The organism is Shewanella sp. 1311 (assembly GCF_059338235.1).
On sequence record NZ_CM181686.1, the window covers coordinates 1,176,658 to 1,190,750 of the forward strand.

A 14,093-nucleotide genomic window follows, 5' to 3' on the forward strand; every position below is an offset into this window, starting at 1 on the left:
CGAAATAATTAGTTTCTAAACAATGCTTCAACAGATAAACCTTGAGATCCTAATAAGTCACGTAAACGTTTCAATGCTTCCACTTGGATTTGACGAACACGTTCACGGGTCAAACCAATTTCAGCACCCACATCTTCGAGTGTAGAAGGTTCATAACCTAACAGACCAAAACGGCGGGCTAACACTTCTCTTTGTTTAGTGTTTAACTCATTGAGCCATTTGACCACTGAATTAGAAATATCTTCATCTTGCACTTTATAGTCAGGGCCAACGTTATCGTCATCGGCTAAAATATCCAGCAGCGCCTTGTCATTATCGCCCCCCAAAGGCGTATCGACAGAGGTGATTTTCTCATTCAGCTTAAGCATACGGCTGACATCTGCACTCGACACTTGTAGTTTTTCGGCAATTTCTTCGGCCGTAGGTTCGTGATCGAGTTTTTGTGCTAACTCGCGAGCGGTGCGCAAGTAAACATTGAGTTCTTTAACAACATGAATAGGCAAACGAATCGTACGAGTCTGATTCATAATGGCGCGCTCAATGGTCTGTCTGATCCACCAAGTCGCATAGGTTGAAAAACGGAAACCTCTTTCTGGATCAAACTTTTCAACAGCACGAATTAAGCCTAAGTTGCCTTCTTCGATAAGATCAAGCAGTGCTAAGCCGCGATTGTTGTAACGACGGGCAATCTTTACGACCAGACGTAAATTACTTTCGATCATGCGATTACGGGATTTTGCACAGCCTTTTAAGGCTTTACGGGAAAAGTAAACTTCTTCTTCTGCGCTAAGCAGTGGGGAAAAACCAATCTCACCTAGGTAAAGTTGAGTGGCATCAAGATTTTTTTGCAGGTCATCTTGAACCTGTTGTTCTATTCCTAGCTCTTGAACTAAATCGGATGCAACTTCTTCTTTTTCAAGATCGAAGTCAACAGTGTCTACGGATAAATCTACTAGTGCTTCTGCGGCAGTGCTTTTTATGCGGCTCATGATTAAATCTCCCAAACCTGATTAAACTACTGAATTAGTGCAATTTCCTATCCTCCATTTGCCAACAAGGCCCCAAGCAATCATTGTTTGGGTAAATAAGTAAGTGGGTTTACAGACTGTCCATGGTAACGAATTTCAAAATGTAACATTACCCGATTGGCACCTGTACTGCCCATTTTTGCAACTGTCTGCCCTGCGAGGACATGCTGCTTTTCTTTGACTAAGATCTTGTCCGTATGAGCATAAGCACTAAGGTAATCGTCACTATGTTTAATAATCACTAAATTACCGTAACCCCTAAGAGCACTTCCTGCGTATACCACCCGCCCATCTGCAGCAGCTTTGATGATATCTCCCCGATTCCCCGCGATCTTAATGCCTTTATTTCCCTGCTCATTGGCAGAGTAAGTCCCGATTAACTTCCCTCTTACTGGCCACTCCCACTGACTCACACTGGTTGGTAGTGTCGAAGTCGGTGGAACCATGATTGAGTTAACATTTTGTTGGGAACTTGTTACAAGGTACGCGGGCTTAGCTTTCTGATCAAGTGTTTTTTTCAGATCATTACTTGACTTAGCGCCGGTTTGAGAAACTTGATTATCTGTTTGTTTTTTATCATTTTTACTAGAATTATTACCCGAGGAGCTCGTTTTTCTTCCATCTAAAGTTGTAGATTTAGACTGACTACTCGACTTAGCATTCGTTAAATATAAAATCTGTCCGGGGTAAATTGTATAAGGGTTATCTAATTGATTAAGTTTAGCTATTTCAGAAAAATCCTTTCCTGCTCCCCAAGAAATAGAGTAAAGCGTGTCGCCTTTCTTAACTTTATATGAATTCGATTTAATGTGGCCTTTGTTGTTTTTAGAGTAGCTATGGGAAATATTTTCGACGGGCGCGGGTCGGCTGGCCTGAAAGCTACAGCCTGCAAGCAGAAATATAAAGCAGAGGTTTAAGACTAAACCCGCATTCAACAATAAAAACTCCTTGGTGAGGCTGTATTACTGTTTATGATGAGAAAACAATGCCCTCGTCGCAAGACAAGCTGTTCAGTGGAGACAGTAGCACAACACAAGGTTAAGCTAACTCTCCATTAATCAAAGGGACAAATTTAACCGTTTCAATTGTTTCCGAACTGAAGCGGTCTGCAGTACGAGTGATTCGCATCAATTGCTGGGTATCTTCGCCGACTGGCAGAACTAACACTCCGCCCTCGGCTAATTGAGACAGTAAGGCCTCAGGTATAGTCGAAGCGGCAGCGGTCACCATAATGGCATCGAACGGGCTACGATTCGCCCAACCTAACCAGCCATCACCATATTTAAACGATACATTATGTAAATCTAATCGTTTTAAGCGCTGTCTCGCTTGTATTTGTAAGCCTTTTATTCGCTCGATAGTACAAAGCTGCGGCACTAATTGCGCCAAAATTGCCGCCTGATAACCCGATCCTGTACCCACTTCTAATACGCGCTGGGGCATCTTATGCAGTAAGAGTTCGGTCATACGGGCGACGATATAAGGCTGCGAGATGGTTTGCCCTTGGCCAATCGGTAAAGCGGTATTTTCATAGGCTTTATGGGCTAGCGCATTATCGAGAAACATTTCCCGCGGCGTATGCGATATCGCCTTTAACACGGCTTGATTGCGGATCCCCGCATCATGAAGCTTTTTAGCTAAGTTCACCGCCGATGTTAAGGCAACTCGAGTCATATTTTATCTACCCAATTTTGCAATGCCGTTAGTTGTCCGTAGGCAGTTAAATCAACCGTCAAAGGCGTAATTGACACATAGCCATTGGCGATAGCATGAAAATCAGTGCCCTCAGTGGCGTCCTGCTCTTGTCCTGGTGGGCCGAGCCAGAAGATCTCACGTCCAGCGGGATCTTGCGTTCGTACTATGCCTTCTGCCTTATGACGAGCACCAAGGCGAGTCACTTTAATGCCTTTGATTTGATCAAGCGGCAAGTCTGGCACATTCACATTTAAAATCTGATCCTTTGCCAAAGGCTGGGCCAACAAGCCTTGGACTATTCGCCGAGCGTAAACAGCCGCCGATTGATAATGTTCGAATTTGCGGCCATTGAGCGAAATCGCGACCGCAGGAAAACCTAAAAAGCGCCCTTCCATCGCGGCAGCAACAGTCCCAGAATACAAGGTATCATCGCCCATGTTCGCGCCCGCATTGATACCAGACACCACCATATCGGGTTCGCCATCGTACAATTCTCGGATAGCCAAATGCACACAATCGGTCGGTGTACCGTGAACAGAAATGTAACCGTTATCTAACCTATTAATTCTTAATGGATTAGTCAAGGTTAATGAATTGCTCGCACCAGAACAATTGCGATCTGGCCCCACTGTCAGCACAGTCGCAATTTCAGCCAAGGCCTCAGTTAAGGCTTTGATCCCCGGTGCATTAACCCCATCATCGTTGCTCACTAAGATGCGGATCATGACTCTGCTTCAGTGTTAGGCGCAGCTTCAGTCTTAGTTTCAATTGTATCAGCCGCAACGTTAGCATTCGTTGCCTCGGGTGCAGGCTCTTGCACCAGTGTCGCTTGCCATTGCTGCTCTTTAACATCTTGATAATTGACTAACTCTCTCAACAAGGATGTGGCAAAACTGCCCGCAGGCAACACAAACTCCAGCACAAGACCATCGGCAGTTTGTTCGTATTTAAGGGCTTGGGGCTCAAGCAGTAACGGACGACGCTCTTGCTCTAATCCCGCATGTTCAAGGCCATAGCAATCGTCAGCCAACTCACTCATGGCCAAGGTTTCCACCGCAGCAGCTTCACCTTGAGGCAGCATCATGCCGCGGCCCCATAATGGTGCTGATAGTTGAATGTCTTTTTCAATCAGACGTTTCAATACGATGAGATCCCATTCAGGCGTAACGAAGAAGCTTTTGCTGCCCGCCAACATCACACAATCACCCGCTAGCGGCTTAGTGCCATGGTTGGCTAAACGGTACGACACTACTGTGTTAAACAGATTTGAGCGCACCGCAGACAGGTACATGCTGCGCTTATTTCTGTCTTTCACTTTTTTACCCGCCATCATTTGGCGACCAAAAACTAAATTTTTACCATCGTGACCAAAGCGTTGCTCACCAAAGTAATTGGGAACGCCCACTTGAGCGACCTTTTCGATACGGCTGATAATGTCTTCGACTTGGGTGACATTTCTCAGGGTAAGAATAAAACGGTTACCGACTAAAGCACCAATTCGCAGTTTTTTGCTGTGACGGCTGCTAGACAATATGGTCAAACGTTCGCTATTGAGATCTTTCCAAAGCGGTGTCTCTTTACCCGGAATACGCACACCGAACCATTGTTCTGTGATGGCATTTTTATCTTTCTGCCCAGCGTAGGTCACTTCCTTCGGATGCACCTTAGCGAACTTAGCGATCATTTCAGCGACTTGTACTGTATTTAGCCCTTCTTTGCGTACATGCAGCATGTGATGTTCACCTTCACCCGTTGGGCTAAAAGGTAAAATCTCTTTCACGATAAAATCGCTATTTTGGGTTCTTAGATCTGCTGTACCTAAAGGCTTGCCATACAGATAATGTAATTCGCTCATGGGACTTTTTTACTCTTAAGTTAATCGTGTTTACGGGTCATCAATACCACGGCTTCTACCGCAATACCTTCTTTACGCCCGGTAAATCCTAGCTGTTCAGTCGTGGTCGCTTTGACGTTAATGTCGTCAAGTTCCGAGGTTAAATCGGCGGCCAATATTTGGCGCATTGCCTCAATGTGCGGCGCCATTTTAGGGGCTTGCGCTATGATAGTGACGTCAAGATTACCCAGCACAAAGCCTTTCGCCCTCGCTAAAGCATAGCAATGACGCAGCAATACGCGGCTATCAGCACCTTTATAGGCGGCATCTGTGTCGGGGAAATGTTTACCTATGTCACCCAGCGCCAGTGCGCCGAGGATCGCATCGGAAATCGCATGCAGCACCACATCACCATCTGAATGTGCGACTAGGCCAGTTTCATAGGGCACTTCGACGCCGCAAAGAATAAGGGGTCGTGCAGCACCAAATTTATGCACATCGAAACCATGGCCGATACGGATTTTCATTTAATATTCCTAACGTATTATTTTACTTGGATTATGACTATTTTGCGGCACGCATTAAAAACAATTCGGCCAATCCCAAATCATCGGGATGCGTCACTTTTATATTGTCAGCACGGCCCGAAACGAGTCCAGGTGAAATGCCCGCCCATTCCATCGCCGAAGCCTCATCTGTCACGACCGCGCCTGCCGCCAGAGCGGCATTGAGGTAATCTTTTAGTTGCGCTGCCGGAAATAACTGCGGCGTTAATGCATGCCATAAATTATCACGGCACACAGTAGCACTGATTTCGCCCTGTTTATTGGCGCGCTTCATGGTATCGCGCACTGGCATGGCCAAAATCGCGCCTTGGGGAAATTGCACTCTGGATGCGAGTAACTTATCGATATCCGTCGCGGTTAAACAAGGTCTTGCCGCATCATGCACTAAGGCCCAACTGTGCTCGGGCGCAATTTGCAGCGCCGCCAACACAGAATCTGCGCGCTCACCGCCGCCTAATACTGTGGTCAATTTGGGATGCACGGCCTGTGGCAGGGTATTGAAGATATTATCATTCGGATGTAAGGCAACGATGACGTGGGAAATGTGCGGGTGAGACAACAGCTTATCTAAAGTATGGCCGAGAATACTCTGGCCGCACACTTCAAGATATTGTTTTGGTCTGTCGGCGCCCATGCGACTACCAATGCCCGCAGCGGGAACAATAGCCACCACAGCTTGAGTGATATGCTCAGCTTGGCGCTGCAATTCAGTTTGCATTACCGGCTCAGATTGACTGCCTGGATTGGATTGCTCGCTTAATCCAAGATCTAAATGTCCTAGCTCTGACATCCTAACTCCATATTACTGGGATGGACTCGATACTGAGCGATCACCACCCACGACGCGATAGAAGGTTTCACCTTCTTTGACCATGCCAAGTTCGTTACGCGCACGTTCTTCTATGGCTTCAGTACCACTTTTCAAATCGATGATTTCTTCCTTCAGCACTTGGTTACGCTCATTGAGTTTGGCGTTACCTTCTTGCTGCGCGGCAATTTGTTTTTGCAGGACGAAATATTCAGGAAGACTATTATCTCCCGACCAAAGACGAAATTGCAGTAAACCGAGTAGCACTATGAGTGCAATGACAAAAAATTTCATGGAGGAATTAGCGTCAGTATCTTGGATTAAAAAAATATACAGCAGATAGTACAACAAAAAAGGCCACCAAGTGGTGGCCTTTTTACATCAAAGTTTAAATTACGCCTGACCTTTGATCTCTTTCAAACCGCGGTATGGGGCTTTTTCACCTAATTGCTCTTCGATACGCAGCAATTGGTTGTACTTAGCAACACGGTCAGAACGACACAGTGAACCGGTTTTGATTTGGCCAGCCGCAGTACCTACGGCTAAGTCAGCAATGGTTGAATCTTCAGTTTCACCACTACGGTGTGAAATCACTGCTGTGTAACCCGCTTCTTTCGCCATGCGAATGGCCGCTAAAGTCTCAGTCAATGAACCGATTTGGTTAAACTTGATAAGGATTGAGTTAGCAATACCGTTTTCGATACCACGGGTTAAGATTTTAGTGTTAGTTACGAATAAATCGTCGCCCACTAATTGGATCTTGTCGCCCATGATTTGAGTTTGGTAAGCCCAACCATCCCAATCTGATTCGTCTAAGCCATCTTCGATAGACACGATTGGATATTGGTCAGCCAATGATTTTAAGAAATCAGAGAAACCGTTCGAGTCGAATACTTTGCCTTCGCCCGCTAAATCGTATTTACCGTCTTTATAGAATTCAGATGCGGCGCAATCTAGCGCTAAGGTTACATCCGTACCTAACTTGTAGCCAGCCAGTTCAACCGCTTCTTTGATAATAGCTAACGCATCAGCGTTTGACGCTAAGTTAGGTGCAAAGCCACCTTCGTCACCTACAGAAGTGCTTAGACCTTTGTCGTGCAATACTTTTTTCAGCGTATGGAAGATTTCAGCGCCCATGCGCAGTGCTTCACGGAAAGTTTTCGCGCCAACTGGTTGCACCATGAATTCTTGGATATCAACGTTGTTATCCGCGTGCTCGCCACCGTTTAAGATGTTCATCATAGGCACAGGCATAGAATATTGGCCTGGCGTGCCGTTCAATTCCGCGATGTGCGCGTATAAAGGAATACCTTTAAATGCTGCAGCCGCTTTGGCAGCCGCTAAAGACACAGCCAGAATCGCGTTTGCGCCTAACTTGTCTTTGTTTTCTGTGCCGTCTAAGTCGATCATGATTTGATCAAGCTCAGCTTGTGCAGTGGCATCTTTGCCTAATAACGCAGTGCGGATTAAATCGTTTACGTTGGCAACAGCCGTTAATACGCCTTTGCCTAAATAACGGCCTTTATCACCATCACGTAATTCTAACGCTTCGCGGCTACCGGTAGATGCGCCAGAAGGCGCCGCAGCCATACCCACAAAACCACCTTCTAAATGCACTTCGGCTTCAACAGTTGGGTTACCACGAGAATCCATAATCTCGCGACCAATCACGTTAATAATCTTAGCCATAACACCCTCGATTTAAGTTTAAAGATAAAAGAAAAAACCAATACCTATGGGAATAAATGGAAGTCACATACCGCAGAAAATAACAAAATTCCATTTACGGTTTGCGTCCGTACAGATGCACTGACTACGCATACTGTTTATACCCAGAGGTATTAAGTTCTTATGTTTCAAGTCTGATGAGTGTAACAAAAGGCCGGCCCCACTGTCGCGGGTCCGGCCTTAAATATTCTTACTTCAGATCACGTTTTTGATGCGCACTTGCCGCAGCAATAAACCCTTCGAACAATGGGTGACCATCGCGCGGAGTTGAGGTGAACTCAGGATGGAATTGACCGGCAACAAACCATGGATGATCTTTTAATTCGATCATTTCCACCAGCTTACGATCAGAAGACAAACCGCTGAAGATCATGCCAGCTTGCTCTAAACGCTCTCTGTATTTGTTGTTCACTTCGTAACGATGACGGTGACGTTCTACACAGCTATTACCTTTGTAGGCTTGGGCCGCTTTCGAACCATCGAGTAAATGACACAATTGAGCGCCTAAACGCATAGTGCCACCTAAGTCAGACGCTTCATGGCGCTGCTCAACATTACCTTCTTCATCAATCCATTCAGTGATCAAACCCACGACTGGGAATGGTGTTTCTTTATTGAATTCAGTTGAATGTGCATCAGCCATGCCTGCAACATTACGCGCAAATTCAATCAGGGCAACTTGCATACCTAAACAAATACCGAAATACGGTAGATTGTTTTCACGGGCAAATTTTGCCGCCAGTATCTTACCTTCAACACCACGCTCGCCGAAGCCGCCTGGTACTAAGATACCGTCTAAGCCCTGTAAGACTTCTTCGCCTTTAGCTTCTACAGTTTGTGAATCAATGTACTTGATGGTCACAGATACGCGGTTTTTAAGGCCTGCGTGTTTTAATGCTTCGTTAACTGACTTATAGGCATCTGGCAGTTCAATGTATTTACCCACCATACCAATAACGACTTCGCCGTTTGGATTAGCTTCTTGATAAATCACATTTTCCCACTCAGACAGATCCGCTTCGCGGCATTCTAAGCCGAAACGCTTAACTACTAAGTCATCCAAACCTTGCGAACGTAACAAAGCTGGGATTTTATAAATACTATCAACATCTTTTAATGAAATAACCGCACGCTCTTCGACGTTACAGAACAGCGAAATTTTGGCTTTTTCATTCGCAGGAATCGCACGATCACCACGGCAAACCAGCACATCTGGTGCAATACCGATAGAACGCAGCTCTTTCACTGAGTGTTGAGTTGGCTTAGTTTTCACTTCGCCAGCCGCGCCTAAGAAAGGCACTAAGGTTAAATGCATGAAAAGAGTACGATCACGACCCAGCTCAACACCGAGCTGACGGATAGACTCTAGGAACGGCAAAGATTCGATATCACCCACAGTACCGCCGATTTCGACGATAGCCACATCATGGCCTTCGCCACCAGCTAATACTTTTTCTTTAATCGCATTAGTGATGTGTGGGATAACCTGAATGGTTGCGCCCAAATAATCACCACGACGTTCTTTACGTAATACTTCTTCGTAAATACGACCAGTAGTGAAGTTGTTACGACGATTCATCTTAGTACGGATAAAACGCTCGTAGTGACCCAAGTCAAGATCTGTTTCTGCACCGTCTTCAGTAACAAATACTTCGCCATGTTGGGTTGGGCTCATGGTACCCGGATCAACGTTAATGTAAGGGTCCAGTTTCATGATGGTTACATTGAGACCGCGGGCCTCTAAAATTGCAGCTAATGATGCTGCTGCAATGCCTTTACCTAGTGATGAAACAACGCCACCAGTAACGAAGATATACCTTGTAGTCATGCTGAACCTGAGAAAATGAGTTTGAAAATACGTGCTTGTAAGAAAGCACTAGGACGGGGCAGTAGTGTACCAAAGGCGGCGCGATTCGACAAACACCAATCGGGATAATTTGCCGTTTATCTCGTCTCTGTCGCTTTTACTTGGTCCCAATAGGCATCAAGCTCCATTAATGTGTGCTCTTGCATGCTTTTTCCGCTGTCGCTGGCTAACTGCTCTACACCGCGAAAACGGCGTTCAAATTTAAGGTTAGCTTGGCACAGCGCTTGCTCTGGATCGACCTTAAGATGGCGAGCTAGATTCACCACGGCAAATAACAAGTCGCCCATTTCGGACTGCACTTTCGCTTGGTCTTGCTCGCCTTGATTCACTTCATGTAAGACTTCATCGATTTCTTCGTGGATTTTAGCGACCACGGGCTCAAGTTCGGCCCAATCGAAACCGACTCGCGCCACCCTCTGCTGAATTTTGATTGAGCGCGACAGCGCAGGTTGGGTACGAGGAATATTATCTAACGCTGAAACCACAGTATCAGCTTGGGTTTCACCCGCCACTTGCTGTGCCTTTTGTTCACGCTCAGTCGCTTTAATCGCCTCCCAATTGGCTTTCATCACTTGGGCGCTATCGCCTATTTGCGGATTTTGCTCACCAAACACATGGGGATGACGGCGGGTCAACTTGTCGCTGATTTTCTCAATCACAGTAGCAAAATCAAACTTGCCCTGCTCTTTACCGAGCTGACAATAGAATACGATTTGAAATAATAAATCCCCAAGTTCATCGGGCAACTCATCCCAGGCTAAGCGCTCTATAGTATCGGCAACCTCATAGGCTTCCTCTAAGGTAAAAGGCACTATGGTTTGAAAGGTTTGTGCTTTATCCCACGGGCAACCTGTTTGTGGGTCGCGCAATTTTTCCATGATCTTAAGCAGCGGCTCAACATCTGTTATAGAAAATCCCGTTGTAGAAGGTTCAGTGGTCGAAAATGAAGTTAATGGCACAGTTTGGGAAGTCATGCTTACCTCCTTTAAAGATAAATGCTAAAACAGGCTAAATACTGAGAATGAACAAAAAGAATACGCCTCAGCAGTGCTGATTAGCGAAAGGCTATAATAAAGCGATGATAAGCGAGGTCACATAAAAGCGCTATTTTGATCTCGAGATCAGATCTTAGGGTTCTTATTTAATAGGTCTTATTTTAACTAAAAGTGCATTCGCGCCATGTAGTGGTGAAATTCACCCAAAGAGCAATAAACTGACGACTTAACGACTCAACAAATTCTCATCTATGTCCTGCATACAAGTATTTAGCGCAAGCCATCTTAAATGATAAGATACGCAGCAATATTTCAATGAAGCTAAAACTCACTGAGTGAAGACCTAACAATTTCGGCCTAACTATATATGTGATGGATGCATGTAATAAATGCTCGTGATGAGCGCAGCGTGATGAATGCGGTCATTCGATTTATTTGATTATGTTAGGTGTATTTCTATTCTGTCGCCCAAAATGGGGCGTACACCCTTATAGATTTGAGCATTACTGGAGACAAAATTCATGACAAACGCGAATGTGGATGCCACGCCGTTAACGACTAAGCCATCTCAAGATGGTTTCCACATGCCCGCCGAATGGGCAGCGCAGCAAGCGGTGTGGATGATTTGGCCACATCGTCCTGACAACTGGCGCTCTGCTGGTGCTTATGCTCAAGCGACCTTTGCTAAAGTGGCCGATGCCATTGGTGGAGCGACGCCCGTGTATATGGGTGTACCTAAAGCCTTTTTAGCTGAAGCTCAAAAAGTGATGCCATCGCACGTCACTTTGGTTGAAATGGACAGTAACGATTGCTGGGCGCGTGACACTGGGCCAACCGTAGTTGTAAATGATAATGGCGAATGTCGTGGCGTTGACTGGGGTTTTAACGCTTGGGGCGGCCATAACGGTGGTTTGTACTTCCCATGGGATAAGGACGAACAAGTTGCACAGCAAATGCTTGCGCAGCATGGTTTTTCCCGTTACAGCGCGCCGCTGATCCTCGAAGGGGGTTCTATCCATGTTGACGGTGAAGGCACCTGTATGACGAGTGCCGAATGTTTACTCAACGCCAACCGTAATCCTGAACTGACGAAAGAACAGATTGAAGACTTACTGCGTGACTATTTGAATGTTAAGCAGTTTATCTGGTTACAAGATGGCGTGTATATGGATGAGACCGATGGTCATATCGACAACATGTGCTGTTTTGCTCGCCCAGGCGAAGTGATTTTGCACTGGACTGGTGATGAGACTGATCCCCAGTATCCTCGCTCAAAAGCTGCGCTAGATGTGCTGCAAAATACCGTGGATGCACAAGGCCGTAAGTTAAAAATCCATCTATTGCCACAACCGGGTCCGCTGTATTGCACCGAAGAGGAATCACTGGGCGTGACAGAAGGCACTGGTGTGCCACGCACGGCAGGTGAGCGTTTAGCGGGTTCTTATGTGAACTTTTTAATCACCAATCATCGCATCGTGTTCCCACTGCTTGACCCTGCAACCGATGATATCGCCGCCCAAAAACTGCAGGAAATCTTCCCAGAGCATGAGATTGTGGGTGTGCCTGCCCGTGAGATTTTATTAGGTGGTGGCAATATCCATTGTATTACCCAACAGATCCCCTCTGGAAAGTAAGTCAACCTAAGGAGAACAGCATGACGATTGATGTCACTGTTATTGCACCACAATTGGCTTTCAGCGGGAGGGCGTAAGATGTTTGAAGTCACTGAAGTTTCTATTGCCGAGCTGCGTGCCGCGCTCGAATCCGGCCGCACCACAGCAGTGGAGCTGGTGAAGTCTTATCTCGCACGGGTTGAGGCGTATGACGGCCCAGCGACGCAGACTAAGCTCAATGCGTTAGTGGTACACAATCCCGATGCACTCAAAGAAGCTGAGGCGTCAGATGCGCGCCGCGCCCGTGGTGAAACCTTAAGCCCACTTGAGGGAATTACGTATACCGCCAAAGACAGCTATTTGGTGAAGGGACTGACGGCGGCGTCTGGCAGCCCAGCCTTTAAGGATTTAGTGGCCCAGTACGATGCCTTCGCCGTTGAGCGCCTACGCGCCGCGGGTGCCATATGCTTAGGCAAAACCAATATGCCACCTATGGCCAATGGCGGTATGCAGCGTGGTCACTATGGCCGCGCTGAAAGCCCATACAACGCTGAGTATCTTACTGCACCATTCGCTTCGGGCTCTTCCAATGGGGCAGGCACGGGCACAGCGGCAAGTTACTCTGCTTTTGGCCTTGCCGAAGAGACTTGGTCGAGTGGCCGTGGTCCGGCATCGAACAACGGTTTGTGTGCCTATACGCCGTCACGGGGCGTGATTTCCGTGCGCGGTAACTGGCCGTTAACGCCGACCATGGATGTCGTCGTGCCTTACACTCGCACTATGGCCGATATGCTCGAAGTGTTGGATGTGATTGTGGCCGACGATCCTATCACCCGTGGCGATCTCTGGCGTCTACAGCCTTGGGTCGAAATTCCCAAAGCATCAAGTGTCCGTCCAGCATCTTATCTGGCGCTTGCCGCTCAAGCCGACACGCTTAAAGGTAAGCGTTTTGGTGTGCCGCGCATGTACATCAATAAGGATGAATTGGCGGGAACCAGCGAAAATCCGGGCATTGGTGGCCCAACGGGCCAACGTATCCACACTCGCCAATCGGTTATCGATTTGTGGGAAGTGGCTCGTAAAGCCTTAGAAGCTGCTGGTGCCGAAGTGATTGAAGTGGATTTCCCGCTGGTATCAAATTGTGAAGGCGACCGCCCAGGCGCGCCGACCGTGTTTAACCGTGGCATAGTCACGCCCCAATTCCTCCATGATGAATTATGGGAACTCTCGGGTTGGGCGTTCGATGAATTCCTGCGTGCTAACAATGACCCTAAACTCAACAAACTTGCTGATGTTGTTGGGCATTTGATTTTCCCCCATGATCTTGGCACCTTGCCAAATCGTGAAGGTGACTTAGCGGCAGGCATGGAAGAGTACGTCAACATGGCTAAGCGTGGTCTTAAATCCTATGACCAGATCGACAGTATTCCCGATGGTCTGCGTGGCTTAGAGAAGACGCGTAAGCTAGATCTCGAAGACTGGATGGACGGGCTAAAACTTGATGCCGTGCTGTTCCCAACCGTGGCCGATGTCGGCCCCGCCGATGCCCATGTGAATCCGGCTTCAGCCGATATCGCTTGGAGCAACGGAGTTTGGGTGGCAAACGGAAACCTCGCGATTCGTCACTTAGGGGTACCGACTGTCACTGTGCCTATGGGCGTGATGGCCGATATTGACATGCCAGTGGGTTTGACCTTCGCGGGCCGCGCCTATGACGATAATAACCTGCTTAAATTTGCAGGTGCATTTGAGTCAACAGGTGAAAGGCGCATGATCCCGCCGCGCACACCAAAGCTTGGTGAATAAGCGCCAAGACAATGCATAAACCTAAGCACTAACTGTAAGCACTAAATACATGAGCTTAGAAATGAAAACGGGATTGGCATCAATTTGCCAATCCCGTTTTTTTAATACCGACGTCGATACCCTTCCAACAAAGCTGGACTCATGCTGCGATAA

At 47.0% G+C, this 14,093-nt stretch carries 13 protein-coding genes; 2 read left to right on the forward strand and 11 right to left on the reverse strand.

What is annotated here, in order from left to right; all coding sequences use genetic code 11:
- Window positions 1-8: 8 nt before the first annotated feature.
- From rpoS to mazG, 11 genes are all read right to left on the reverse strand, one after another.
- Window positions 9-989, reverse strand: a complete 981-nt coding sequence (gene rpoS / locus AC5YB3_RS05360; RefSeq protein WP_006086853.1) for an RNA polymerase sigma factor RpoS — start codon at window positions 987-989, stop codon at window positions 9-11.
- An 80-nt stretch (window positions 990-1,069) separates the two neighbouring features.
- On the reverse strand, window positions 1,070-1,966 hold the full coding sequence (locus AC5YB3_RS05365) for a peptidoglycan DD-metalloendopeptidase family protein (protein WP_226059651.1): 897 nt from the start codon (window positions 1,964-1,966) through the stop codon (window positions 1,070-1,072).
- 100 nt (window positions 1,967-2,066) lie between these two features.
- The gene (locus AC5YB3_RS05370) at window positions 2,067-2,702 is read right to left on the reverse strand and encodes a protein-L-isoaspartate(D-aspartate) O-methyltransferase (RefSeq protein WP_006082610.1); all 636 of its coding nucleotides are present in this window, start codon (window positions 2,700-2,702) and stop codon (window positions 2,067-2,069) included.
- Window positions 2,699-3,448, reverse strand: coding sequence for a 5'/3'-nucleotidase SurE (surE, locus tag AC5YB3_RS05375; RefSeq protein ID WP_107402385.1), 750 nt, complete (start codon window positions 3,446-3,448; stop codon window positions 2,699-2,701). The genes AC5YB3_RS05370 and surE overlap by 4 nt, the downstream gene beginning before the upstream one ends.
- Window positions 3,445-4,578 carry a tRNA pseudouridine(13) synthase TruD gene (truD, locus tag AC5YB3_RS05380; RefSeq protein ID WP_063882520.1) on the reverse strand — a complete coding sequence of 378 codons (1,134 nt, stop codon included), beginning with the start codon at window positions 4,576-4,578 and terminating at the stop codon, window positions 3,445-3,447. Before truD ends, surE begins: the two co-directional genes overlap by 4 nt.
- Window positions 4,579-4,598: 20 nt before the next feature.
- Window positions 4,599-5,084 (reverse strand): 2-C-methyl-D-erythritol 2,4-cyclodiphosphate synthase, encoded by a 486-nt coding sequence (gene ispF, locus AC5YB3_RS05385; protein ID WP_006082613.1) that lies wholly within the window; start codon window positions 5,082-5,084, stop codon window positions 4,599-4,601.
- A 37-nt stretch (window positions 5,085-5,121) separates the two neighbouring features.
- A complete protein-coding gene (ispD, locus tag AC5YB3_RS05390) occupies window positions 5,122-5,913 on the reverse strand; it encodes a 2-C-methyl-D-erythritol 4-phosphate cytidylyltransferase (RefSeq protein WP_259562232.1) in 792 nt (263 codons plus the stop codon).
- 12 nt (window positions 5,914-5,925) lie between these two features.
- Window positions 5,926-6,225, reverse strand: coding sequence for a cell division protein FtsB (gene ftsB, locus AC5YB3_RS05395; protein ID WP_086010657.1), 300 nt, complete (start codon window positions 6,223-6,225; stop codon window positions 5,926-5,928).
- A gap of 99 nt (window positions 6,226-6,324) precedes the next feature.
- Window positions 6,325-7,620: a phosphopyruvate hydratase gene (gene eno, locus AC5YB3_RS05400; protein ID WP_494526707.1), complete on the reverse strand. Its 1,296-nt coding sequence runs from the start codon at window positions 7,618-7,620 to the stop codon at window positions 6,325-6,327.
- Window positions 7,621-7,849: 229 nt separating this feature from the next.
- Window positions 7,850-9,487 (reverse strand): CTP synthase, encoded by a 1,638-nt coding sequence (gene pyrG, locus AC5YB3_RS05405; protein ID WP_006082617.1) that lies wholly within the window; start codon window positions 9,485-9,487, stop codon window positions 7,850-7,852.
- 116 nt (window positions 9,488-9,603) lie between these two features.
- Window positions 9,604-10,500, reverse strand: a complete 897-nt coding sequence (mazG, locus tag AC5YB3_RS05410) for a nucleoside triphosphate pyrophosphohydrolase (RefSeq protein WP_494526708.1) — start codon at window positions 10,498-10,500, stop codon at window positions 9,604-9,606.
- A 542-nt stretch (window positions 10,501-11,042) separates the two neighbouring features.
- Here mazG and aguA point away from each other — a divergent pair.
- The gene (gene aguA / locus AC5YB3_RS05415; RefSeq protein WP_259520052.1) at window positions 11,043-12,155 is read left to right on the forward strand and encodes an agmatine deiminase; all 1,113 of its coding nucleotides are present in this window, start codon (window positions 11,043-11,045) and stop codon (window positions 12,153-12,155) included.
- Between the two features lie 78 nt (window positions 12,156-12,233).
- Window positions 12,234-13,940 (forward strand): amidase, encoded by a 1,707-nt coding sequence (locus AC5YB3_RS05420; protein WP_494526709.1) that lies wholly within the window; start codon window positions 12,234-12,236, stop codon window positions 13,938-13,940.
- Window positions 13,941-14,093: the final 153 nt, after the last annotated feature.